Annotated in this window: 23 protein-coding genes and 1 pseudogene; 6 read left to right on the forward strand and 18 right to left on the reverse strand. The window is 44.9% G+C overall.

The features are described 5' to 3' along the window. The first annotated feature begins 5 nt into the window (after positions 1-5). From LIN98_RS05505 to LIN98_RS05515, 3 genes are read left to right on the forward strand one after another with little or no spacing between them, the layout of a single operon-like run. Positions 6-851: an SDR family oxidoreductase gene (locus tag LIN98_RS05505; protein ID WP_005568408.1), complete on the forward strand. Its 846-nt coding sequence runs from the start codon at positions 6-8 to the stop codon at positions 849-851. 9 nt (positions 852-860) lie between these two features. Next, positions 861-2264 carry a glucuronate isomerase gene (gene uxaC / locus LIN98_RS05510; RefSeq protein WP_005568410.1) on the forward strand — a complete coding sequence of 468 codons (1404 nt, stop codon included), beginning with the start codon at positions 861-863 and terminating at the stop codon, positions 2262-2264. A gap of 8 nt (positions 2265-2272) precedes the next feature. Continuing rightward, the gene (locus LIN98_RS05515; RefSeq protein ID WP_005568411.1) at positions 2273-2914 is read left to right on the forward strand and encodes a bifunctional 4-hydroxy-2-oxoglutarate aldolase/2-dehydro-3-deoxy-phosphogluconate aldolase; all 642 of its coding nucleotides are present in this window, start codon (positions 2273-2275) and stop codon (positions 2912-2914) included. 85 nt (positions 2915-2999) lie between these two features. On the opposite strand, the gene LIN98_RS05520 is transcribed toward LIN98_RS05515, so the two are convergent. The 14 genes from LIN98_RS05520 to thrA all read right to left on the reverse strand — a co-directional run bounded on the left by LIN98_RS05520 (position 3000) and on the right by thrA (position 17434). Beyond that, entirely contained in the window at positions 3000-4046 is a 1047-nt protein-coding gene (locus LIN98_RS05520; protein ID WP_005568412.1) for an ABC transporter substrate-binding protein, read from the reverse strand. A 309-nt stretch (positions 4047-4355) separates the two neighbouring features. Then, the gene (gene serA / locus LIN98_RS05525; protein WP_249856078.1) at positions 4356-5588 is read right to left on the reverse strand and encodes a phosphoglycerate dehydrogenase; all 1233 of its coding nucleotides are present in this window, start codon (positions 5586-5588) and stop codon (positions 4356-4358) included. Positions 5589-5606: 18 nt separating this feature from the next. Continuing rightward, entirely contained in the window at positions 5607-6263 is a 657-nt protein-coding gene (gene rpiA / locus LIN98_RS05530; protein ID WP_005539288.1) for a ribose-5-phosphate isomerase RpiA, read from the reverse strand. Positions 6264-6361: 98 nt separating this feature from the next. Beyond that, positions 6362-7531 (reverse strand): radical SAM family heme chaperone HemW, encoded by a 1170-nt coding sequence (gene hemW / locus LIN98_RS05535; RefSeq protein WP_014167851.1) that lies wholly within the window; start codon positions 7529-7531, stop codon positions 6362-6364. After that, positions 7531-7854 (reverse strand): YbjQ family protein, encoded by a 324-nt coding sequence (locus LIN98_RS05540; RefSeq protein WP_005589878.1) that lies wholly within the window; start codon positions 7852-7854, stop codon positions 7531-7533. Before LIN98_RS05540 ends, hemW begins: the two co-directional genes overlap by 1 nt. 38 nt (positions 7855-7892) lie before the next feature. Next, on the reverse strand, positions 7893-8486 hold the full coding sequence (locus LIN98_RS05545; protein ID WP_005571888.1) for an XTP/dITP diphosphatase: 594 nt from the start codon (positions 8484-8486) through the stop codon (positions 7893-7895). 112 nt (positions 8487-8598) lie between these two features. Continuing rightward, positions 8599-8928, reverse strand: a complete 330-nt coding sequence (locus LIN98_RS05550) for a ComEA family DNA-binding protein (protein ID WP_005548420.1) — start codon at positions 8926-8928, stop codon at positions 8599-8601. A gap of 289 nt (positions 8929-9217) precedes the next feature. After that, positions 9218-10105 (reverse strand): protease modulator HflC, encoded by an 888-nt coding sequence (hflC, locus tag LIN98_RS05555; RefSeq protein WP_005548417.1) that lies wholly within the window; start codon positions 10103-10105, stop codon positions 9218-9220. After that, a complete protein-coding gene (gene hflK / locus LIN98_RS05560) occupies positions 10105-11358 on the reverse strand; it encodes an FtsH protease activity modulator HflK (protein WP_005589874.1) in 1254 nt (417 codons plus the stop codon). The genes hflC and hflK overlap by 1 nt, the downstream gene beginning before the upstream one ends. 95 nt (positions 11359-11453) lie before the next feature. Next, complete coding sequence (locus tag LIN98_RS05565; protein ID WP_025298444.1) at positions 11454-12173, reverse strand: 4'-phosphopantetheinyl transferase family protein; 720 nt, start codon at positions 12171-12173, stop codon at positions 11454-11456. A gap of 58 nt (positions 12174-12231) precedes the next feature. Next, positions 12232-13506 (reverse strand): threonine synthase, encoded by a 1275-nt coding sequence (thrC, locus tag LIN98_RS05570; RefSeq protein WP_005568426.1) that lies wholly within the window; start codon positions 13504-13506, stop codon positions 12232-12234. Between the two features lie 55 nt (positions 13507-13561). Further along, the gene (locus LIN98_RS05575; protein WP_005568428.1) at positions 13562-14002 is read right to left on the reverse strand and encodes a hypothetical protein; all 441 of its coding nucleotides are present in this window, start codon (positions 14000-14002) and stop codon (positions 13562-13564) included. Positions 14003-14029: 27 nt separating this feature from the next. Next, positions 14030-14974 carry a homoserine kinase gene (thrB, locus tag LIN98_RS05580; RefSeq protein WP_005568430.1) on the reverse strand — a complete coding sequence of 315 codons (945 nt, stop codon included), beginning with the start codon at positions 14972-14974 and terminating at the stop codon, positions 14030-14032. Positions 14975-14986: 12 nt separating this feature from the next. Beyond that, positions 14987-17434, reverse strand: a complete 2448-nt coding sequence (thrA, locus tag LIN98_RS05585) for a bifunctional aspartate kinase/homoserine dehydrogenase I (protein WP_005568432.1) — start codon at positions 17432-17434, stop codon at positions 14987-14989. A gap of 358 nt (positions 17435-17792) precedes the next feature. Between thrA and LIN98_RS05590 the strand changes: the two genes are divergently transcribed. Together LIN98_RS05590 and LIN98_RS05595 are read left to right on the forward strand one after the other, a co-directional pair. Further along, on the forward strand, positions 17793-19181 hold the full coding sequence (locus tag LIN98_RS05590; RefSeq protein WP_005568434.1) for a nicotinate phosphoribosyltransferase: 1389 nt from the start codon (positions 17793-17795) through the stop codon (positions 19179-19181). Further along, positions 19174-19869: a YggS family pyridoxal phosphate-dependent enzyme gene (locus LIN98_RS05595; protein WP_005568436.1), complete on the forward strand. Its 696-nt coding sequence runs from the start codon at positions 19174-19176 to the stop codon at positions 19867-19869. The genes LIN98_RS05590 and LIN98_RS05595 overlap by 8 nt, the downstream gene beginning before the upstream one ends. Positions 19870-19921: 52 nt before the next feature. Here the strand turns inward: LIN98_RS05595 and LIN98_RS05600 are convergent, their stop codons facing one another. The 4 genes and pseudogenes from LIN98_RS05600 to dapA all read right to left on the reverse strand — a co-directional run bounded on the left by LIN98_RS05600 (position 19922) and on the right by dapA (position 24719). Then, positions 19922-20758 carry an ABC transporter ATP-binding protein gene (locus LIN98_RS05600; RefSeq protein WP_005568437.1) on the reverse strand — a complete coding sequence of 279 codons (837 nt, stop codon included), beginning with the start codon at positions 20756-20758 and terminating at the stop codon, positions 19922-19924. Positions 20759-21072: 314 nt separating this feature from the next. Beyond that, positions 21073-22584 (reverse strand): ABC transporter permease/substrate-binding protein, encoded by a 1512-nt coding sequence (locus LIN98_RS05605; RefSeq protein ID WP_014167845.1) that lies wholly within the window; start codon positions 22582-22584, stop codon positions 21073-21075. A 134-nt stretch (positions 22585-22718) separates the two neighbouring features. Next, positions 22719-23712 (reverse strand): annotated as a pseudogene (gene bamC / locus LIN98_RS05610) (outer membrane protein assembly factor BamC). 113 nt (positions 23713-23825) lie between these two features. Continuing rightward, positions 23826-24719: a 4-hydroxy-tetrahydrodipicolinate synthase gene (gene dapA, locus LIN98_RS05615; RefSeq protein ID WP_005568444.1), complete on the reverse strand. Its 894-nt coding sequence runs from the start codon at positions 24717-24719 to the stop codon at positions 23826-23828. 157 nt (positions 24720-24876) lie between these two features. On the opposite strand from dapA, the gene bcp reads away from it, so the two are divergent. Next, positions 24877-25341 (forward strand): thioredoxin-dependent thiol peroxidase, encoded by a 465-nt coding sequence (bcp, locus tag LIN98_RS05620; protein WP_005568446.1) that lies wholly within the window; start codon positions 24877-24879, stop codon positions 25339-25341. Positions 25342-25377: the final 36 nt, after the last annotated feature.

The following is a 25377-nucleotide window of genomic DNA, read 5'->3' on the forward strand; positions in this document are numbered from 1 at the left end:
ACAGTATGAATATTGCAGCTAACCATAATTTAGAAAATAAATTGATCGTCATTACCGGTGCTGGCGGTGTGTTGTGCGCATTCTTAGCTAAACAACTCGCACACACTAAAGCAAATCTTGCTTTATTGGATATTAATTTTGAAGCGGCCGACAAAGTCGCACAAGAGATTAATCAAGCGGGCGGTCGTGCAAAAGCCTATAAAACAAATGTGTTAGAACTTGAAAATATTAAAGAAGTCAGAAATCAAATTGAAGCCGATTTCGGCACTTGTGACATTTTAATTAATGGTGCCGGTGGTAATAATCCAAAAGCGACTACCGATAATGAATTTCATCAATTTGACTTGAATGAAACAACAAAAACGTTCTTTGATTTAGATAAGTCAGGCATTGAATTTGTATTTAATCTCAACTATTTAGGTACATTATTACCTACACAGGTTTTTGCGAAAGATATGATTGGTAAAAAAGGTGCAAATATCATCAATATTTCAAGTATGAATGCCTTTACACCACTAACAAAAATTGCAGCTTATTCCGGTGCTAAAGCTGCAATTAGTAACTTCACGCAATGGCTTGCCGTTTACTTTTCTAAAGTAGGTCTTCGTTGTAATGCCATTGCACCTGGCTTTTTAGTCAGTAACCAAAATCGTGCATTGTTGTTTGATGCAGAAGGTAAACCAACCGCTCGCGCGAATAAAATTTTAACCAATACGCCAATGGGGCGTTTTGGTGAACCGGAAGAATTACTTGGTGCATTGTTATTCTTGATTGATGAAAATTATTCAAGTTTTGTCAATGGTGTGATCATGCCGGTTGATGGTGGGTTCTCTGCTTATAGCGGTGTGTAAGGGGATAATATGAAACAATTTATGGATGAAGATTTCCTTCTTTCAACAAATACAGCTAAAACGCTTTATCACGACTATGCAAAACATCAGCCTATTTTTGATTACCATTGTCATTTAAGTCCAAAAGAAGTGGCTGAAAATCGCCAATTTAAAGATTTAGCTGAAATTTGGTTAGAAGGTGATCACTATAAATGGCGTGCTTTACGCACAGCGGGTGTGCCGGAAGAATTAATTACAGGTAAAGCGAATAATTACCAAAAATATTTGGCTTGGGCAAGGACTGTTCCGCTTTGTATTGGCAATCCAATTTATCACTGGACCCATTTAGAACTACGTCGCCCTTTTGGTATTACCAACACATTATTTAATCCGCAAAACGCAGATAAAATTTGGCATCAGTGCAATGAAATGTTGCAACAGCCTGAATTTTCAGCGCGTAGTATTATGCAGCAAATGAATGTGAAATTGGTTGGAACAACAGATGATCCAATCGATTCATTGGAATATCATCAAGCGATAAAAAATGATGACAGCTTTGATATTGATGTCGTGCCAAGTTGGCGTCCGGATAAAGTCTTTAAAATTGAATTGCCACAATTCAATGATTATATCGCTCAGCTTGACCAAGTCACCGATGTTGATATTCGCTCATTTTCTGATTTACAAAAAGCATTAGTAAAACGCTTAAACCATTTTGATGAACAAGGTTGCAAATCGGCTGATCATGGTATGGAGATTGTTCGTTTTGCCCCAATTCCGGACGAATCTATACTCGATGCTATTCTTCAAAAACGTTTGCAAAATCAACCGCTCTTAGAAGAAGAAATTGCGCAATTTAGTACAGCAATTTTGGTATGGCTAGCTTCTGAATATTGTAAACGCCAATGGGTGATGCAAATGCATATTGGGGCAATCCGTAACAACAATAGTAGAATGTTTGCGTTGCTTGGTGCGGATAGTGGATTTGATTCTATTGGTGATCGTACTTATGCCGAGCCACTTTCTCATTTATTGGATGCAATGGATTGCCAAGATCAGTTACCAAAAACGATTTTGTATTGTTTGAATCCGCGTGATAACGAGGTGATTGGCAGTATGATTGGTAATTTCCAAACCGGTGGGGTAGCTGGCAAAATTCAATTTGGTTCAGGTTGGTGGTTTAATGACCAAAAAGATGGTATGGAACGTCAACTACAGCAACTTTCTCAATTGGGTTTATTAAGCCAATTTGTAGGTATGCTCACTGATTCACGTAGTTTCTTATCCTATACTCGCCACGAATATTTCCGTCGTATTTTATGTGAAATGGTCGGAAATTGGGTTGAAAATGGTGAAGTGCCAAACGATATCCCTTTATTAAGTAAAATGATTGAAGATATTTGTTTTAACAATGCAAAACGTTACTTTAAATAGGAAGATTTATGTCATACACAACTAACCAACTCATTGAAAAATTTCGTCAATTAAAAGTCGTGCCGGTGATTGCTTTAGACAACGCGGAAGATATTTTACCTCTGGCAGACACCTTGGCGCAAAATGGTTTGCCGGTGGCGGAAATCACCTTTCGCTCCCCTGCCGCCGCAGAAGCCATTCGTTTATTACGTCAACAGCGCCCGGAATTTCTGATTGCGGCGGGAACCGTATTGACCGCCGAACAGGTCGTCGCCGCTAAAAACAGCGGTGCAGATGTGGTCGTCACACCGGGATTTAATCCTAAAATCGTGCAATTATGTCAGGATTTAGCGTTGCCCATCACACCGGGGGTAAACAATCCGATGGCAATTGAAGCCGCGTTGGACGTCGGTATTGAAACCGTGAAATTCTTCCCGGCGGAAGCCTCTGGTGGCGTGAAAATGATTAAAGCCTTGTTAGGCCCTTACGCACAGTTGCAAATTATGCCGACCGGCGGTATCGGTATGCAGAATATTAAAGACTATCTGGCAATTCCCAATGTGGTGGCATGTGGCGGTTCTTGGTTTGTAGAAAAGAAACTTATCAATGAAAAAAGCTGGCAGGAAATCGGTCGGTTAACCAAAGAGGTGGCGGAATGGATCAACACTTAATCATGAATTAATCAATAAACTCAACCGCACTTCAACATCAATGTTAAAGTGCGGTGGTTTTTCGTTGCGTTTTTATAACGCGCTATTATTTTGCTGCTTTATAAGGCTGGCGATAGAATTTCAAATAATAGTCGTTAACCATTTTATCTAAATCCACATCGCGAAAAAGCGCCGGGTAAAGTTCTTTGGCAAGCCATACTTCGCCCAACGCAATCGCTTCAGGCATCGGATAGCCCCAGGCTTTGGCATATTCGGGCATTAACAATACGCGATGATTTTTTACTGCCTCAATGGTCTCCCACACGTTGTCGTTTACAATGTCATCCACCACTTTCGGATAACGATCCTGCACCAAAATAACGGCAGGATTCCATTTTAAAACTTCTTCCATAGAAACCGTTTGAAAGCCTTTTACGCTTTCCGCCGCCACATTATATGCCCCCGCATGCTCCAGCATTAAACCGGTATATTTGCCCGAGCCGTAAGTCCCGAGATTCGGGTTGGCAATATAAGTGCGTACGCGTTTTTCCGCCGGAATATTGCCCAAGCGTGCCGCCAGCATTTCGCGATTGGCGAATGTGGCTTTAATCAATTCCTCACCTTGCGCTTTTTTATCAAAAACATCGGCAATAATTTCAATCCCGCGTTTTAACCCTTCGTTGTAGGCATTGTTTTCATCGGCAAGGGTCGGGTTGAGTTTGCTTTGTTCGGTTTTATCGCCGCTGCGTAACGAAATGGCAATCACCGGCACGTTCATTTGGCTGATTTTTTCAATCATTTCTTTCGGCGCGTAATTGGTCACGAAAACAACATCCGGTTTGATTTCCATTAGGCTTTCAATATTGACCGTATTCAAATCACCGGGCATCGGTAAATTTGCCAATTCCGGCGCAAGGCGCACGAAGTCTTTGCCCAGCTGTTTTTGCCAGTTGGAAAGCACGCCCGCAATTTGTTTGGTGGCATCCAGTTGCACCGCGAGATTTAAGGTCTGGTGCTGTAATATCACAGCGCGATGAATATGGTCGGGGATGGTCACTTGTCGATCAAGTTGATCGGTAATCACGCGATCAGCCCAAACGGAAGTGGAAAACACGCTCAATAAGAGCGCGCCAAGTAGCGTTTTAAACTTCATAGAATATCCTTTAATCGAAGTGAAAGAGACCTTTATTACCTAAAACAAAGGGAAAGTGCGGTGATAAAAAATCATGTTTTTTAAACGCCCTGAATTCTATCAAAACGCTATATATTTTTGAATATAATTAGCAGGATTTCATAGGAGCAATCTTGTTATAGAATGGGTAACGCGATTGCCATCAGGACGTGATGTTGAGAAAGAAGAAATATTTTGCGAATCGAATATGTCGTTTTTGATTAGGCGCACTAAAAAAGTGCGGTGGAAAAACACAATGAATTTCCACCGCACTTTTTATCATGACTAATATTAAAACAACACCCGTGCACGAATGGTGCCGTCGATTTCGCGTAATTTCGCCAATAACGGTGCGGTATCTTCCGTTTCCACGTCAATGACGACGTAACCGATTTTCGGGTCGGTTTGTAAGTATTGTGCGGCGATATTCACGTTGGCTTCCACGAAAATCTGGTTGATGCGATTGAGCACGCCCGGACGGTTTTCGTGAATGTGCAACAAGCGTTTGGAGCCTGCGTGTTCCGGCAGGGAAACTTCCGGGAAGTTGACGGAGGACAGGGTTGAACCGTTGTCGGAATATTTCACGAATTTACCTGCCACTTCAAAACCGATATTTTCCTGCGCTTCGGCAGTTGAACCGCCGATATGCGGGGTTAATAGCACGTTGTCGAATTTGCGTAACGGTGAAACGAATTCTTCATTAATGGAAGCCGGTTCTTTCGGGAACACGTCAATTGCCGCACCACGCACTTTGCCTTCTTCCAAAGCTTTTGCTAATGCGTCAATATCCACCACCGTGCCGCGTGCCGCGTTAATTAAAATGGAATCCTGCTTTAACTGCGCGATGCGCTCCGAGCTGATTAAATTACGGGTGGAAGGCAAATCCGGCACGTGCAGGGAAATCACATCACAGGATCCGAGCAATTCCTCCAGGCTACGTACTTGTTTGGCGTTACCGAGCGGGAGCTTGTTTTCAATGTCATAGAAATGCACATCCATCCCCAAAGATTCGGCAATGATGCTCAGCTGGGAGCCGATATGACCATAACCTACGATACCCAGTTTTTTGCCGCGCACTTCGTGTGAACCTACGGCGGATTTATTCCATAACCCACGATGCACTTCGGCATTGGCTTGCGGGATGTTGCGCATTAATAACAAAATTTCGCCCAGCACTAACTCCGCCACGGAACGGGTGTTGGAGAACGGTGCATTAAACACCGGAATGCCGCGCGCTTTGGCGGCGTTTAAATCCACTTGGTTGGTGCCGATACAGAAACAGCCCACTGCAATAAGTTTCGGCGCGGCGGCAATCATGTCGGCGGTAAGATTGGTGCGCGAACGCAAACCGATGAAATGTGCATCTTTGATCTCCTCTTTCAACTCATCGCCGTCCAAGGCTTTTTTATGGTAATCGATATTGGTGTAACCTGCGTCGTGCAAGGTGTCTAAGGCGCTTTGGTGAACGCCTTCCAATAACACGAATTTGATTTTAGATTTATCTAATGAAACTTTGACTGTCATGTCTATCTCCGGTTATTTTTAAATGATTTTTGCGCCATTCGGGGTGCCGACAATTACCGTATCCGCCGACCGTAACGCGAAGATGCCGTTGGTCACCACACCCGCAATGTCGTTTAATTCTTTTTCCATCGCCACTGGATTCATAATCTCAAAATTATGCACATCCAAAATAATGTTGCCGTTATCGGTCACCACGCCTTCGCGATATTCCGGTGCGCCGCCTAACGCCACTAATTTACGCGCCACCTGCGAACGCGCCATAGGAATCACTTCGATTGGCAGCGGGAAAGTAGAGCCTAACACATCAACCTGCTTGCTACTATCCACAATGCAGATGAAATTTTTTGCTAGTGCAGCCACAATTTTTTCACGTGTCAGCGCCGCACCACCGCCTTTAATCATCATTTTTTGCGGATTGATTTCATCGGCACCGTCCACATAAATATCCAAACCTGAAACATCATTGGTGCTGAACACCTCAATGCCTTGTTGGCGCAACAATTCTTCCGATTTTTTGGATGCCGCAACCGCACCTTTAATTTGATTTTTTAACGCGCCCAAGGCTTCAATAAAACAATTGACGGTAGAACCGCTGCCTACGCCCACGATCATTTCCGGCTTCACAAATTGTAAAGCCGCTTGCGCGGCGATTTTTTTCATTTCAAGTTGATCCATTTTTGCTCCTTAATAACAAAATTACGCGATGTTATCTCGCGTAAACGTTTGCATTTACTTTAATCAGTTTTCCGGGGATAAACAAGTGGCAGGCAAATTTATTCCGGCAAAAAGCGTTCCAACAGTTCATTTAAAAATAATTTGCCGTGCTCGGTGATCTGCCAAGTGCGGTCGGTTTCCGTGATGAATTTTTGCTCCTGCGCCCACACGATGGCATTTTCTACCGCACTTAAAGGCAAGCCGGTAAGCTGCTCAAAGTCGCTTTTCGGGACGGGTTCCAACAAGCGGAAGCGATTCATAAAGAACTCGAACGGACGATCTTCCGCGCTCACCAGTCGTTCCTCATACAAATACTCTCCGCGCATATAGCCTTTCGGGTGCTTGGTTTTGCTGTAACGCAGAATATTGTCATTAGGAAAATTGAGCTTGCCGTGTGCGCCGCAACCGATGGCAAGATAATCGCCGAATCGCCAATAATTTAAATTATGTTGGCACTGAAAACCCGCTTTGGCGTAGGCAGAGGTTTCGTATTGTTGATAACCGGCGGCAGTGAGTAATTGATGCCCTTGCTCGAAAATATCCCACAGTTCGTCATCGTCGGGCAGCGTCGGCGGGCGATAAGCAAACATGGTGTTCGGTTCGATGGTGAGCTGATACCAAGACAAATGCGGCGGCGCCAGTGCAATGGCTTGGCGTAAATCGTCCAGCGCCTCGTTTAAGGTTTGATTCGGCAAACCGTGCATTAAATCCAGATTGAAACTGCGTAGATGCGAAACGCCGGCAAAACCCACCGCACTTTTGGCTTCTTCGGCGTTATGAATGCGCCCCAGCTTTTGCAATTTTTCATCGGAAAAACTTTGAATGCCCATGGAAATTCGATTCACGCCCGCCTGCGCATAACCGCGAAAACGCGCCGCTTCCGCCGTGCCGGGATTGGCTTCCAAGGTGATTTCGATATTCGGCGCAAAAGGAATGTGTTGTTCTATCCGCGCTAACAAATACGCGATGGTATCCGGGGAAAACAGGCTCGGCGTGCCGCCGCCGATGAAAATGGAATGAAGCGGACGTTGTTGCACGCTTTCCTGATAACGCGCCAAATCCGCCGTTAAATCCGCCAGCAAATGCTGCACATAATCCTGTTCGGGAATCACGCCTTTTTGCGCGTGCGAATTGAAATCGCAGTACGGGCATTTCTGCACGCACCACGGAATATGAACGTATAAACTCAGCGGAGGCAACACCAAGGGATTTAAAGTCATCGCCGACATTAACGCACAACCACGGCGGTGCCGCTTGCCACGATCATGAACATACTTTTGGAATCGGAGGTGATGGTGGTGTAATTCACTTCTACCCCCACAACCGCATTGGTGCCCAAGGCTTTGGCATTTTTCTCCATTTCATCCAAAGCGTCTTTGCGCGATTTGGTGATACGCGATTCATACATACCGGAACGTCCGCCGATAATGTCGGTGATGCCGGCAAAAAAATCACGGATAAAATTCGATCCGGCGACCACTTCGCCGAAAACCAGTTGTTTGTATTCCACGATTTGCTTGCCTTCAATGTGAGGTGTAGTGGTGATAATCATGTTGCTTCCTTAAATTCATTGCGAAAAACGACCGCACTTTATGCGCTCAACTTCGTTTTAAGCACCGCTAACGCGCGGGCGCGGTGGGAAATTTTCTTTTTCTCGACGGTATCCAGTTCGGCGAAGGTACAACCCTGCTGCGGGCTGAAAAATAATGCGTCGTAACCGAACCCGTTTTCGCCTTTTTCTTCAAAAGCAATGACGCCATGGCATTCGCCTTGCGCGATAATCGGTGACGGATCCGTTGGATGCTGCAACAACACGATGGTGCTGACGAATTTGGCTTTGCGCTGTTCAGCCGGCACATGGGCTAATTCCGCCAATAATTTGGCGCGATTTTTCGCGTCATTGCTCTCTTCGCCGGCATAGCGTGCGGAATATAACCCCGGCGCGCCGTTCAACGCGTCAACCACCAACCCGGAATCGTCGGCAATGGCAGGTAAACCGGATTTTTCGGCGGCATAACGCGCTTTTAAAATGGCATTTTCAACGAACGTCAGCCCCGTTTCTTCCGGGCTGTCGATACCCAAATCCGTCTGCGCAATCACGTCAAAACCGAAATCCGCCAACACATCCGCCATTTCTCTGACCTTGCCTTGGTTGCCGGTCGCCAATACAATTTTTTGCTTCATGTTTGTTCTCTCAAGTGCGGTTGAAAAATGCCCCGTATTATAACTGCGCCCAATAAAAAAGACGAGGAACATTGCCTCGTCTTGCATTAAAACAACAACTAAAGGGAAAAGATTATAAGGCGATACGGTCGCGATTTTTTTCTAAGGTCGCTTTGCCGATGCCCTGCACTTCCAGCAACTGCTCCACGGCGCTGAAATTACCGTGTTTTTCACGATACTGCACCACCGCTTCCGCTTTTTTCGCACCGATGCCTACAAGGGCTTTTTGAATTTCCGCAGCACTGGCGGTGTTAATATTCACTTTCTCACCGACCGCTGCCGTTGCCGCCGGCTGCTCCGTTTGTACCGCCGGTTCAGCCGCTTTTTCCGCCGCCACGGCAGAACCCGCAAACACCGAACCTAACACGAACAGCGAAGCCAAAAGATGTTTCATTGCTTTCATAGTGATTCCTTTTCTGACTAAAGTTAAAACAAACGTTGAATCAATCAACGGGCATACTTTGCCGAAAAGCGAAAAAACGCGCGAGAAAGTGACCGCACTTTTGGGATCCCGGTCGCAAAATCAAGAAAAGTGCGGTGGGAATTTGGGGGTGTTTTGAGGCATAAAGTGGGTTAATGCCTCGTACTATAAGGTCTTAACCCACTTTTTACCAATTAATTTTCTGGTATACCAAGTAATTTTGGCGGCAATAAAAAAGGCATCTGAAGATACCCTTTTCATGTTTAATCAATTATTTACTTGGTGATTGCATAAAACGGAAGAAGTCACTGTCCGGTTTTAAAATCAACAAATTGTCCGAGTTGGCGAAGCTGCTTTCATAGGCTTTCAGGCTACGAATGAAGCTGTAAAATTCAGGCTCTTTACCAAAGGCATCGGCAAAGATTTTGGCTGCGGTCGCGTCGCCGTCACCGCGTAATTCCTGTGCGGTTTTTTCCGCATTGGCGATAATTAAGGTGACTTTACGATCTACATCCGCCTGAATAAATGCCGCTTTTTCTTTACCTTGAGAGCGGTGTTCACGGGCTACTGCATCCCGTTCGGCGCGCATACGCTGGTAAATGGAGGAAGACACTTCATCCGGCAAGTTAATTTGTTTAATCCGTACGTCGAGCACTTCAATCCCCAGTTCGGCGGTGCTGTCTTGCCCACTGTTGAGCGCTTTTTTCGTGCCTACCATGAGTTCGCCTCGTGTACCGGAAACGATGTCTTTAATGGTGCGGGAACCGATTTCGGAACGCAAACGGTCATTGACTTTACGACGTAATAAGTTGGCTGCTTGTGCATAATCGCCACCACCGGTCGTGGTGAAGAAACGACCTAAATCATTGATACGCCATTTCACGTAGGAATCCACCAAGAGGTCTTTTTTCTCAACAGTAACGAAACGATCCGCTTGCCCGTCTAAGGTTTGAATACGTGCATCAAGCACTTTCAGGTTATCAATAAACGGGATTTTAAAATGCAGTCCCGGCGTGTAAATGGCAATTTTATTGTCGGCATCGCGTTGTACTTTGCCGAAACGCAACATAATACCGCGTGTGCCTTCGGTGACCACCACGATACTGGAGTAGATGATAGCGATGATAACTAAAATGACAGGTAATAACAGTTTACGCATTAGTTAAATCTCCCTTGACGACTACTTTCATTTCCGATTTCTGATGGACGGTTCGGGGTGTTTGCCCGATTTTCGCTGCGGGAAACAGGCGCAGAATTGACCGCACTTTGTTGGATTTCTTCACCATTGGCGTTGGCGGAATAGGTTTTTTTGCCTTTGAGTAACTGTTCCAACGGTAGTACGGTGAGGTTATTGCCGTTAGCGGCATCCAGCATCACTTTCGGTGTATTCGCCATAACTTTTTCCATCGATTGAATATACAAACGCTCACGGAAAACATCCGGTGCGGCTTTAAATTCAGGTAACAGCGGTTGGAAACGTTCCACTTCCCCTTTGGCATCCAGCACGACACGATCTTTATAGGCCGTCGCTTCTTCCAAAATGCGTTGGGCGTTACCGCGTGCAATCGGTTCTTTCTCACGGGCATAGGCTTCCGCTTCACGAATATAACGTTGTTCGTCTTCCTGTGCTTTAATGGCGTCGTCGAAGGCGTCTTTTACTTCTTCCGGCGGACGGGCGGATTGGAAGTTCACATCAATCACTTCCAAGCCCATATCATACGGCTCGATAATTTGATTCAGTGCCTTCCAGGTATTTTCACGCACCACGGAACGACCGGTAGTCAAAATATCGTTCATAGTCATGTGACCAATAACATAACGCAATGCACTGTCGGTGGCTTGGTTTAAACTGTCGTTGGCATTTACGGCACTGAATAAATATTTTTCAGGATTTTGCACGCGATATTGCACGGTCATTTCCACTTTCACCATGTTTTCATCTTGTGTCAGCATGGAGCCTTGAGTTTTTAATTCCTGTACGCGTTCCACATTGACCGGAATGACGCGATCAATGAAGGTCGGTTTCCAGTTTAAACCCGGTTGTTCGATGGAATGGAACTGCCCCAAACGCAACACCACGCCGCGCTCCGCTTCTTTGATGGTATAAAAACCGCTGGCGCCCCATAAAATCACGCCTGCCGCAATGGCAATCGGCAATAATTTACCTAAGCCGGAAGGCAAATTAGCATGATTGGAATTGTTATTTTTGGCGCCTTTCCCGCCCATTTTTTTCAATAAATTATTGAAAACTTCTTCTAAATCGGGCGGTGATTGCTCGTTCTTTTTTTGTGAATTGGAAGAACGATCCCAATTGGACTGACCTTCGTTTTTATCGGAAGAGGAGTTTCCTGACGATTGTCCGTTTTGCGTTGGTTTGCCCCAAGGATCTTGATCTGAACCGTTTAACGACATTGCTTTCTCCGTTTGTCAAAAAATTGTTACAAGTCTAAACAAAATCGAGTGTTAAGTCTAATCATTAATGGGGGTAATGCGCGGATTTTAAAGGGCTAAATGTTCACATCGTAGCGAATTTTTTGCAAAGGTGTTTGCGCCTCAAATTGTTTTCCATTCCAGAGAAAGTAATGCAATGAATGCGGCGGATTTTGATTGACGAAAAACGCTAAATAAAAAGGCAGTTCCGCAGTAAAAATCAATTGCCCGCGCGGGCAGTAACGGGAATAAATCTCTTGCGTGTCTGGCAAATGGGTGACTTCCGATAATTTTACAATGCCTGCGCCTTGGGATTTCAGCACCGCTTCACGCAAACACCAAATGCGATAAAACGCCGATTTTTCATTGAGTTGTTGTTGAAACCAGCGGATTTCTTCAGCCGGCGCAAAATGTGCCAAAAGGGCTAAGTAAGGGCGTTCTTTACGTGGCGATTCGATGTCAATTCCGACCGCACTTTTTTCGCCGTTGTCGTTAATATGAAAAATCACCGCGACCCAATCGCCGGAATGGCTGATATTGAAATCAATGTCGGGAACGGGAAAGTAGGGACGACCGCTTGCTGTGCGGGCAATTTGTCCTAAAATTGCGGTTGTTTTTCCCGACGTTTTTAATAACTGCCACAACAGAAAATGCGCCAGCCGGCGACATTGCCAACGTTGTTGCACGCGCGGGTTATCACTGTTTAAGGCGAGTAAATTTGGCGGAACGAGCGCCGACGGTATATCTTGAAAAGGGAAGGGCGTTTGAATGTTTCCCCAAGCGATGAGGGTAGTCATAGGCAGTAAGAAAAGTGCGGTCAAAATCCGTTGAATTTTGTCACCGCACTTTTTCGTATTATTTCAACAAATAAGCTCTTAACTGCGCAAAATCGTTTTCCATTTCATCGGATAACAACGGCAGTTTGTTATGTTTATCCAAGGCTTCCGGCAATGGCAGGGTTAAATCCAGAATGCGCTCAACAGATTCCTTGAATTTCGCCGGGTGGGCGGTGCAAAGGAATAAACCGGTTTCACCCGTTTGTAAATCCTGTTTAAGCACCTCATACGCCACCGCGCCGTGCGGCTCGCATAAATAACCGAGTTTGTGCATTGCGCGTAATGTTTCTTCCGTTTGCCCATCGGAAATGGCGGCGGAATGTAATTCGGTTAATGTCCAGCCGTTACGTTTGAACAATTCTTCCACACGCGGCCAGTTATTCGGGCGGGAAACGTCCATGGCGTTGGAAAGGGTGGCAACGGTGGCGTTCGGTGACCAGTTGCCACTGTGTAAATAGCGCGGCACGGTGTCGTTTGCATTGGTGGCGGCGATAAAGCGTTTGATCGGCAAGCCAAGGGTTTTGGCGATTAAGCCGGCGGTGAGGTTGCCGAAGTTGCCGCTTGGCACGGAGACTACGAGATTTTCACGCTGTTTTTTCGGTAATTGCGCCGCCGCTTCAAAGTAATAGCACACTTGCGCCAATAAGCGGCTGATATTGATGGAATTGGCAGAGTTTAAGCCGATGGCTTGACGTAATTCGGCGTCATCAAAAGCTTGTTTCACTAACGCTTGGCAAGCATCGAAATCGGCGTTGATAGCGACGGTGCGAATATTGCCGCCGAGGGTGCAGAAGAGTTTTTCCTGTAACGGGCTGATTTTGCCTTTCGGATATAAAATCACCACTTCAATATTGTCTAAACCGTAGAAGGCATGCGCTACCGCCGCGCCGGTGTCGCCGGAAGTGGCGGTTAAAATGGTGATTTTGCCATCACCGCGTACGGTGGCTAAAGCTTGCGCCATGAAGCGTCCGCCGAAATCTTTAAAGGCGAGTGTCGGTCCGTGGAATAATTCTAGCGCATAAATATTGTCTTCCACTTTCACCACCGGCGCGGGGAAGGTGAAGGCGTTGCGCACCACTTGTTCAAGCTGTGCCGGCGGGATTTCTTCACCGATTAACGCACCGAGAATTTTTTGGCTGCGTTCAATCAACGGCAATGCCAACAGTTCGTCGATATTCGTTAAGTGCGGTATGTTTTGCGGGAAAAATAAGCCTTGATCTTTGCCTAACCCTTGGCGCACTGCTTGAGCGAAATTGACTTGTTCTTCGGGGTGTTTGATGTTGTATAAATTCATGGTTAATTCCGTGCTATGAAAATGAACGGCAGCCTGTACTGCCGTTGCAGGAAAATTACTTAATTCGGTTATACGATGTGACTTGTGGCGGATTGGTCACTAATGCGACCATCACATAATCGGTTTTTTTATCTAAAGTTAACCCGCAGAAAGCGAACGCCATATTGTGAATGCAGCTGACATCTGTTCGGTTTAGTACTTGCGGATATTGCTCAAAGAAGCGTTCGATTTCCGCTTTGGAGGATGTCTCCAGTTTGCATTCGCCACTGACTTCGCACACAGGCGACCAGCTTTTGCCGGCATTTTGGGAACCGTCTGCCAGCCATTGTTTGCCTTTAAGTTTTAAACGAAATTGTATATCCGTATTGTTTTGATGCGGGTCCAAGAACACATAATCACCAGCTGCCTGTGGTGGTAAACCATCAGACAAGGTTTCAGCGTTTGTGAGAGGGGAAATGAGACAACTGCAAAAAAGTGCGGTAAGAATTTTTTTCATTTTTTTATCCTTGGTTATATTTGCCGGTTAGCCCAGTTCTCTGGTACCGGCATTATCGACTTTGCAGATATGTACAAAGCCTTCATTGTTTTGTAAATAGTGGTTCTCTAAATAAGTTGCCAGTTTGGTAGCATAAATTAAATCCGGTGCGATAGCGAAAATCGTCGGTCCGGAACCGGAAATCCCGGTGGCTAGTGCGCCTAAATCACGGGTTGCCTGTTTGACTTCCGGGTAGTTCGGCAGCAAAGCTTCACGATAAGGTTCCGCGATGACATCTTTCATCATCATTGCCGCCAGATTTTCCTGCTGCGTATGGCAAGCGTGCACAAATCCGCCAAGGTGGCGACCGTGTGCAATCACATCCTGACGGGTGTAGCTTTTGGGCAAAATGGCACGGGCTTCTGCCGTGGAAACTTCAATGCCGGGGTATGCCAACACCCAATACCAGTGGTCAAAAAATGGCAATTTCTGGCAAATATTGCCGAGGGATTGCACCATAAACTGTACACCGCCTAAATAGCAAGGTGCAACATTATCATAATGAATGGAACCGGAAATCCGACCTTCCAATTCGCCCATCATTTCTAATAATTCCATTTTGGAAAAAGGCTCATTATGGTATTTGTTCAGCGCCACCAGAGCCGCAACGATAGAGCAGGCGCTGGAGCCTAAACCGGAACTGATCGGCATATTCTTTTCTAAGGTTAGGCGTAAGGACTTCACCTTCACATTGCGTAATTTGAGCCGTTCGGTGAATAGCACATATGCCTGATAAACGATGTTTTTTTGCGGTTCTTTCGGTAATTTACGCACAAAATAGCCCGCACTTTCCAGTTCAAAACCGTCGGCGATAGGTTCAATTTGTACCACATCGCCCAACAGTGAACCGTCAATCGGCGAAATTGCCACGCCCAGCGTGTCGAAACCGACACTGATATTGGCACTGGAAGCGGGCGCATAGATTCGTAACATGGGGACACCCGTTTAGTGTTTCAAGGTTCTTAAAATGTCGGCGAAAATACCGGCGGCAGTCACTGCATTACCGGCGCCGTAACCGCGTAATAATAACGGAATTGGCTGGTAATAACGAGTATAAAATGCAAGGGCGTTTTCACCGTTTTTCACTTTGTATAGCGGATCTTCTTTGCCTACTTCAACAATAGAAACTTTGCATTTGCCGTTTTCGATTTGCCCCACATAACGTAATACTTTTTCTTCTGCCTGCGCTTTTTCGATGCGAGCATTGAATTCGTCATCCAACTGCGGCAATAATGCCATGAATTCTTCGGCGGATTTCCCTTCGGCAAAGCCTTTTGGTAACACGCCTTCTACGTCTACATCTTCCAGCTCCAATTCTAATCCGCTTTCACGGGCTAAAATCAGTAATTTACGTGCAACATCCTGACCGGAAAGATCGTCGCGTGGATCCGGTTCGGTGAAGCCTTTTTCGCGGGCAAGTGCGGTGGCTTGGGAAAGGGTTAAGCCTTCTTCCAGTTTACCGAAAATAAAGGAAAGGGAACCGGATAAAATCCCGTCAAAGCGTTCTACTTCATCGCCTGCCGCCAATAGATTCTGTAAGTTTTCAATGACCGGCAAGCCTGCGCCGACATTGGTTTCATACAGGAATTTACGTTGGTTTTTATGTGCCAGTTCACGTAATTTGTGATAATAATCCAACGCGCGGGTATTGGCTTTTTTATTCGGAGTCACCACATGGAACCCTTCCGCTAAGGCGCGTTCGTATAAACCGGCCAAGGATTCCGCCGACGTGCAATCCACGAAAACCGGGTTCACCACATGATGCAATTTAATGAAAGAGAGCAGTACGTCGAAATCCGATGGTTGGGTGGCGTTTTCTAAGTCCGTTTGCCAATGATCTAAATTTAAGCCGTTTTCATTGAGCAACATTTTGTTGGAATTCGCGAGGGCGCAAACGCGAATTTCAATGTCTTTCTTTGCTAAATACTCTTTTTGGTGTTTGATTTGCTCAATTAATTCGCCACCGACACCGCCGACACCCACAAGAAACACTTCAACGATCTTTTTGTTATTAAATAACGCTTGGTGCGTTGCTTTTACGGCCTCAATGGCTTTATTTTGCGCCACCACGGCGGAAATTGAACGTTCGGAAGAACCTTGGGCAATGGCGTTAATGCTGATGTTTGCCTGTGCCAGCGCAGAGAAGAAGCGCGCGGCAATGCCTTTAGCTTGGCGCATACCATCGCCTACTACGGAAATAATGGATAAATCTTTAATCACTTCAATCGGATCCAATTGATGGGCTTTTAATTCCTGCGCAAATTCCGCTTCTAAGGCTTTTAACGCCACATCAACGGATTTTACCGGCACGCAGAAGCTGATGCTGTATTCGGAGGAGGATTGGGTGATTAAAATCACCGAAACTTTCGCATTAGACATAGCGGAAAATACGCGGGAAGCCATGCCTACCATGCCTTGCATACCCGGGCCGGAAACATTGAACATCGCCACATTATCTAAATTGGTAATGCCTTTTACCTGTAAGTCTTCGGATTTGATGTCGCCGGCGATAACCGAACCCGGTGCACTCGGGTTGCCGGTGTTTTTAATTAAACACGGAATGTTCGGGCGTACTAACGGACCGATGGTGCGCGGATGAATGACCTTGGCGCCGAAGTAGGAAAGCTCCATAGCTTCACGATAAGACAGGCTCGGTAATAGACGCGCATCCGGCACTAAACGCGGGTCACAGGTGTAAACGCCGTCAACGTCGGTCCAGATTTCGCATACGCTGGCGCCCAAACAGGCGGCTAAACAAGCGGCGGAGTAGTCGGAACCATTACGTCCCAATAACACGAGTTCGTCTTGATCGTTACAAGCGGTAAAGCCCGCCATTAACACCACTTTATTTTTGCCGATGGATTTGGCATCCACCCGTTTGGTGGATTCTTCAATATCCACGGAAGATTCCAAATAGCTGCCTTGGGCTAATAATTGTTTCACCGGATCAACCACATGCACTTCATAATCGTTGGCTTCAAACCAGGCTTTCATCATGGCGATGGAAAGTTTTTCACCGCGGCAATCGATGGTCGCTTTGAGCGCATCGTCTACTTTGCCTTCCTGACGGATTTTTTCTAATAATGACGCAATTTGTTGGAATTCTTGATCGATGATTTGTTTGGTGCCGGCAAGATCAAAATGGTTATTTTTGGCGTGTAAACCGTTAATGATGGTGTAGAAAATATCTAATGCTTCGTTGAAATGAGAATCGGTAGGTTGATTTAAACTGGCTTTTTCGGAAAGGGCGACAAGGTGATTGGTGATTTTTGCAGGTGCCGATAAAACGCCTGCAGCCTGTTCTTCCAAATGGGCCTTTTCGATAAGCTCCGCCGCCTGCAAAAACCGTTCCGGATTGGCTAAGGAAGTGCCCCCAAATTTAAGTACGCGCATGATATTCTCCTGATAAATGATGTTTGAATTTGCATAAAAAAACCCGCTCTCGGGAAATGCGGGTTCATGAATTCTATTCTTCAACGCACTAGCCCGCCCCATTGATCATAATCATGGTCATGGTGGTTGGCATCATAATAAAAGTGCGGTTGTTTTTCATGGTGTTTTTGTGTGAAAAAAGAATGTGCTTAGAAATACCGAAATTTACTTTTATTGTCAATATGTTTCTAAATAAAATTAATGAATTGAATGTTATTGGGAGAGATTAGCGTATTAAATTTTGAAAGATGGCGTTAATACTGAAAAGTATATGCTACAATTCGAGTGGTTATGTATGTATTATTTTTATAGGTGTAAAATGTATACTTCAAATCTAACGAATTTAATTCTAAATACAGATAGTTATAAAGCATCTCATTGGCTGCAATATCCGCCTGATAGCGAATATGTCTCTTTTTATATCGAAGCCCGTAAAAGTGAGTTTGATGTTGTTTTCTTCGGATTGCAGGCCTTTCTCAAGGAATACCTAACTAAACCGGTTACTCTACAAGATATAAATGAAGCTGAAAATTTATTGATTGCACATGGCTTACCTTTCAATCGACAAGGGTGGCTTGCTATTTTGGAAAAATATAAAGGTTATCTTCCGCTTCGAATTCAGGCTGTGGCAGAGGGGTTAGTATTGCCTGCCGGTAATGTGGTGTGCCAGGTTGTTAATACAGATCCGGAATTTTTCTGGTTATCAAGTTATTTGGAAACGGCACTTCTGCGTGGTATTTATTACCCTGCTACGGTAGCAAGTCTATCTTATTATTGTAAACAAATACTTAAACGCGCATTGGAAAGATCTGCTGATGATCTGAGTGGTTTGCCGTTTAAATTACATGATTTCGGTGCACGCGGAGCCAGTAGTTTGGAGTCGGTGGCTCTTGGCAGCTTGGCGCATTTGGTAAATTTTTGTGGAACAGATAGTCTCAGCGGTATTATTGGTGCAGCCCGTTGGTATGAGGTCGAAAATATGCCGGCATTTTCAATTCCTGCGGCAGAACACAGTACAGTTACCAGTTGGGGAAAAGAACATGAGATCGCAGCCTATGAAAATATATTTCAGCAATTTGCCGGTAAATATCCTGCATTCGCCATTGTGTCTGACAGCTATGATTTATGGCAGGTGGTTAATGAAGTTTGGGGGGAACGATTTAAGCAGCAGATTTCACAAATGTCGGGAACTTTGATAATTCGTCCTGACAGCGGTGAACCGGGCACGGTAATTTGTCGCGTACTGGATATTTTGGCTGAAAAGTTCGGAACAAGAATAAATAGTAAGGGTTATAAAGTATTGCCGGATTGCATTCGTGTCATTCAGGGGGATGGAATTAATTATACTTCATTGACACACATACTGGATGCTGTCATGGCACATGGATTCAGCGTGGATAATGTGAATTTCGGTATGGGAGGCGGCTTGTTGCAACAGGTTAACCGTGACATGATGGGCTGGGCGATGAAGGCAAGTGCGGTGAGTGTTGCAGGCAAATGGCGTGATGTATATAAAGATCCCGTTACCGGTGCGGAAAAACGTTCGAAAAAAGGACGGCTTGCCTTAGTCAGAAGAAATGGCGAATATCTAACTTTGCGCGAAGAAGAAGTGGATAAGCAAGAAAATCTATTGCGTACAGTGTATTTAAATGGAAAACTATTACATATTGAAACACTTGAACAAATCAGGCGGCGTACCAATGGATAATATTCGACGTAATTTACAGCTGGTTCAGCAAAAAATAACCCAAATCTGCCATATGATTGGGTCCTCACCAAGTGCGGTTACTTTACTGGCTGTTTCTAAAACCAAGCCCGTTGAAGATATTTTAACAGCGTATGAAGCGGGACAGGAGGCATTCGGAGAAAATTATGTACAGGAGGGAGTGGAAAAAATTCAATTCTGCCAACAGCACAATATTAACTTGGAATGGCATTTTATCGGCCCGTTGCAATCCAATAAAACCCGTTTGGTGGCGGAATATTTTGACTGGATGCAAACCCTTGATCGCGCCAAAATCGCCGATCGTTTAAATGAACAACGTTCTCCGCATAAAGCGCCGCTCAATGTCTTAATTCAGGTGAATATCAGCAATGAAGCCAGTAAATCCGGCGTCCAGCCCGGTGAAATTTTAGACCTTGCAAAACACCTGGAAAACTTACCGCACTTATGCCTGCGTGGCTTAATGGCGATTCCCGAACCTACCGATGATGTGGCTCGGCAGGAGCAAGTGTTTTATCAAATGCGTGTGTTGTTTGAACAATTACAACAAGCCTTGCCGAACGCCCAAATCGACACCTTATCCATGGGCATGACCGATGATATGCAGATGGCAATCAAATGTGGTTCCACCATGGTTCGTGTAGGTACAGCAATTTTTGGAAAACGGGTTTAACTTATATAACAGTATGATCAGGCAGTAAAAATATAAAAATATAACTGTATTGTTAACCATTACGTGCTAGCCATTTCCGTACACTTGCTTGTTCAGTCTTACTTAATTGCTCATATTGCATAATCACTTTCTCTACCGTTAACGCCTGTTCAGACGAAGCGAATAGCGATTTTACGTAACTATTGGCAGGCTGTTGCTGGATTTCGTTTGGTGTACCTACTTGTACCAGCTTCCCATTCTGCATGACGCCAATGCGACAAGCAAGTTTTAAGGCTTCTTGCATGTCATGAGTAACGAACACGATAGTTGTGCCGAATTTTTTATGGATCAACGAAATTTGATCTTGTAAGGCAGCCCGCACCAGTGGATCAAGTGCAGAAAATGGTTCATCCATGAGCAATAAATGGGGATTAGCAGCAATAGCCCGTAAAATGCCTATCCGTTGTTGTTCTCCACCGGAAAGTTCGCGCGGATAGCGATCCTGATATTGCGCAGGTGGCAAATTCACTAATTCAAGTAATGTATTCACACGGGATTTTCGCTCATTTTTGTGCCACCCAAGAATATCGGGCATTAAGGCAATGTTTTGCGCTACTGTCATGGTGGGGAATAGGGCGATTTGTTGTAATACATAACCGATGCGATGACGTAAGGTATGGATGTTGTAATCTTTGATCCGTTTACCTTGAAAATATACATCTCCATCTGTAGGTTCGGTGAGGGCGTTGATCATGCGCAATGTTGTGGATTTACCGCTACCTGAACCTCCGACCAATACGAAGAATTCGCCTTGATAGATGGTCAGATTTAGCGTTTGCACTGCATGTTGTCCGTCATAATATTTGCTTACGCCGCGAAATTCGATAAAAGGTGTGCGATTACTTTTCATATTCTACCTTCATAACCGCTTTAAAGGTACATAGCGCGCTTCCAAGTAATTGTGCTGAATCGGGGGAGAGCATTATAGAACCGTGTACTGATAAAACCGGTATCCCTTTTCGTTCGATTAAACAGCGTGTGGCCATATTGCCGATTGAGTTTGTAATACCACGTTCCGTGATTTTTTCTGTTATGTTCATTTATTTGATCTCTCTGTATTCTCCCGTATCAGTCATACAGGGTTATATATTCCTCAGCCTTTTTAAGTTCATTATAAGTTGTAGTATGGCTTAGATAATCCGGCCCGGTACCGTTTGTCTAAGGCTATAGCAATTTCATTTTCTTCAAATACTCCCTCGCCACTTTCTCCGGGCTTTCGCCCAGTACTTTAACTTGATAATTCATTTCACTCATTTCTTGTTCGGAAATACGATTGGCGAGGCGGTTAAGTGCGGTCAGAACCTGCGGATTTTTTGCTGCAAAATCGGCTTTCATTAGTGGCGCACCTTGATAGGCAGGGAATAAATTAATGTCGTCTTTCAGTAAGTGGAGCTGATGTTGTTTGAGTTCTGCGTCAGTAGAAAATGCTTCGATTAAATCAATTTTATTGTTGAGTAACGCCGTATAACGCAAAGCAGGTTCAAGGGTGACAATATGAACTAAAGTAATGCCTTGTGATTTTATTCCTTTATAGCCATCGACTCGATCGAGAAATTCCAGTGTGAAGCCGGCGCGAATGTCACCTGCCACATGATGTAAATCGCTGATTGTTGCAAGCCCATGTGTTGCTCCATAGGCTTCTTTCACTGCTAATGCATAGGTATTTTGATATGCCATCGGCGGTAAAAATTCAAGCCGGAACTGTTCCGCCAGTAATTGTTTACTCAGCTGATAAGTGGTTTCAGGAGAGCGGTGATGATTTTTTTGTTCGGGTAACACTTGCACTAAGGCTTCCAGCACTGTGCCGGTAAATTCAGGATAAATATCAATTTCACCGCTGTTGAGAGCATTGAATAAAAAAGAGGTTTTGCCGAAATTCGGTTTAAGCTCTACTTGAATAGTTTTGTTTTCCTGCTCAATCAACAGTTTGTACATATTGATAAGAATATCAGGTTCACTGCCAAGTTTACCCGCAATCACTACTTTTTGAGTTTGGGATGTGAGAGAAATTTGCGAAAAACCAACCGCACTTAGCCCTAAAATCAAAACGATAGCAAGGGGACGTTTGCATCGTACTTTTTGTAAAATAGCAATCAAACCGCTTACTCCGACTGCCAATAATGCAGAAAGTAAGGCACCGGTAAAAATCATCACCATATTATTGCGATCGATACCGAGTAAAATAAGACTGCCTAACCCGCCCGCCCCGATTAATGCCGCCAGGGTTGCAGTCCCGATAATTAATACTGCCGCCGTACGGATGCCCGACATCATTGCCGGCAAGGCCATCGGCAGTTCAATTCGCCATAACGATTGCCACCGAGATAAGCCGAAAGCGGTGTAAGCATCTTGAATAGATTGATCGATTTGGCTTAATCCCAAATAGGCATTTTGGAAGATCGGTAACAGAGCATAGAGTGTTAGGGCAATTAGTACCGGTGGTGAACCAATGCCAACAAAGGGAATCAATAAGCCAAGCAGAGCGAGAGATGGAATGGTTTGCAGCACATTAGTAAATTGTAACACTATTTCCGCCATGTGGCGTTTGCGTGACAATAATACTGCAATAGGTACAGCAATTACTACTGCAATTAGCAATGCCGATAAAGAGAGCCATAGGTGGGTAAGTAACATTGCTCCTACTTCAGGCAAGGTGAAAGGAAGCATTTCAAGCATCAGTTAGTCCTTTGAATCGATAATGGAACTATTATATCGGGTGTTAACCAATAAGGAAAATAGGCTTCGCAATAAGATATAACAAAGCAAAACGCCACTTTCCTTTGAAAATGGCGTTTGGAGTTTAAATCAAATTATTTTGCCAATACATTCTGCAACGCTTGATAAATAAGCTGTGCCTGTTCGCCGGAGAGGGCGGTTTTATTTTCGTCGGAAATAACCACCGCACTTTGTTTACCTACAGCGGCAAGCTGCATTTGGTAAGTGCCTTTTTCCAAGTCCGGCAGCTGCATTCCTACACGGCGCCATTCTTCTTGTGATAAAGGTTTGTACTCTAACTCGCGAATGCCTCGGCTGCCGGTTTCTTCCTGAATTTCAAAGCCCAGTTTCGGCAGAGCGGAACCTAAACGCTGCCAGGCGTTATCAAATGATGTCTGCGGTTCTGCCGTTGGCGTCGGTGGCGATGGCGGACTGAATTGGTGAGGAGGCTGCGCCGTTAAGATCCTGCTGTTGTTTTTGGTAAGCGGAATTCAATTCCCCCACCAATTGATTTAAGCGATCGGAGGCGTAGCGTTGCCTGTCCGTAAAATCCGGCGTGAAAATGGTGTCATCACGTTTCATTTGCAACACGGAAACAACCAATGCACTGGCGTGCGGGGCATTGATTTCTTCAATTTGGTAGCGGATTTTGGTGTTTTCCAAATCGTCGGCACGACCGGTATTCGCCCAGTCGGTTAATAATTTATTGCCTTCGACGGTGTAGCTGATGTCTTGTTCTTTGAGCAGGCGTTCCACTTGGGTTAGATTGTAAACTCTTTGTTTGTCCGGCGTATAAGCGATCAGTGCACGTTCGCCGTCAAATTGTGTGACGGAATTACTGATGATTGCCAATGGCAAGGATGGCGGACGAATATCTACACCGTCGGTTCTGCTGATTTTAACTGGTGGTAATTGATATTCCGCGCTTTGTGCCGGCAGATTCACGCCGCCACTGGCTAACGGAGTAAAATATGGTAATTCGCTGTTGGATTTTTGATAGGTATCACCTGCTTGTTGTTTACTTTCGTTACCGGTGGAGCAGGCGCTGAGTGCGGTGACGATTGCTACGGTTAATAGCCATTTTTTCATAAATTACCCTTTTGCTTCATGATTAGGATGTTGCGTAAAAATTGTTTTTTTTCGACAGAATAATGTGTGAACAGTTCGGGGCCTATATGAATAGGTCCTGATGAATACTGCGTTTAAAGCAAGCCGGCGGCTTTTAATGCATCTAAGACTTTCGGCTGTGCCTGTTCGCTTAATGTGGTGAGCGGCAGACGTAATACCGGCTCCTGAATCAAGCCTAATTTGTAACACGCCCATTTCACCGGAATTGGATTTGATTCGACGAACAGATTTTTGTGTAGCGGCATTAAGCGTTGGTTGATTTGTTCTGCCTCATCAAATTTACCCGCGCGGGCGAGATGGCACATTTTTGCCATATCGGCGGCAGCCACGTTGTTCGTGACGGAAATCACGCCTTGCGCGCCCAGTTTCATGGCTTCCAAACCGGTAGCATCGTCGCCGCTTAAAATGATGAAATCTTCGCCGGCAAGTTGTTTGATCTTTTGTACACGACTGACATCGCCGGTAGCTTCTTTAATCCCCACAATGTTGCTGATTTTTGCCAAACGACCGATGGTTTCAGGCAATAAGTCACTGCCGGTGCGTCCCGGTACATTATAAAGAATTTGTGGAATATTGGTGCATTCGGCGATGGCTTTGAAGTGTTGATACATGCCTTCTTGAGTCGGCTTGTTGTAGTAAGGCACAACGGATAAACAACCGGCAATGCCACTGTTGTTGAGTAATTTGGTCATGGTGATGGCCTCGCTGGTGGCATTAGCACCGGTGCCGGCAATAACCGGAATACGTCCATCGGCAAATTCAACGGTTTTTAAAATAGCTTTTACATTTTCATCAATGCTCAAGGTGGCAGACTCACCGGTGGTTCCGACGGAAACGATAGCATCGGTGCCGCTCTTGATGTGAAATTCCACTAATTTTTTTAAGGTTTTAAAATCGACTTCACCATGGCTGTCCATTGGTGTCACTAATGCAACAATACTGCCTTGAAATAAAGGATGATTTGACATAAAAGCCTCCGTTTTATTTGTTATTTTGTCATAACGATTCGAATAAAAAGGATCGAAAACCGTTGTGTTTGCTTGCTAATAGCTATTTAAGATCGCTAAAATAGCCTTAATTTGCAAGAGATTTTTTTATTTTTTTGTATTTTAAGAAGGATTTTAAATGGAAACATTAAAAGCCGGTGAAAATGCACCGCACTTTACCTTGTTGGATCAACATAACCAATCGGTTTCTTTAACCCAATTTCAAGGTAAAAAAGTATTGGTTTATTTTTACCCGAAAGCCTTAACACCTGGCTGTACCACACAAGCCTGCGGTTTACGCGATAGCAAAGCGGAATTGGACAGATTAGGTGTGGTTGTTCTCGGCATTAGCCCGGACAGCCCGAAAAAATTAGCCCAATTTGCAGAAAAGAAAGTATTGAACTTCATTTTATTATCCGACGAAAACCATCAGGTCGCGGAACAATTCGGTGTGTGGGGCGAGAAAAAATTTATGGGACGCACATATGACGGCATTCACCGGATCAGCTTTTTAATTGATGAACAGGGAAAAGTCGAACAGGTATTTGATAAATTTAAAGCGATGGATCACCATCAAGTGGTGCTGGATTATTTGCAGAAGTGAGTTATTCATCGAACTAAAACGAAAGACCGCACAAAA

The sequence above is a fragment of the Aggregatibacter actinomycetemcomitans genome (assembly GCF_023518055.1).
In the GTDB taxonomy this organism is placed as follows: Bacteria; Pseudomonadota; Gammaproteobacteria; order Enterobacterales; family Pasteurellaceae; genus Aggregatibacter; species Aggregatibacter actinomycetemcomitans.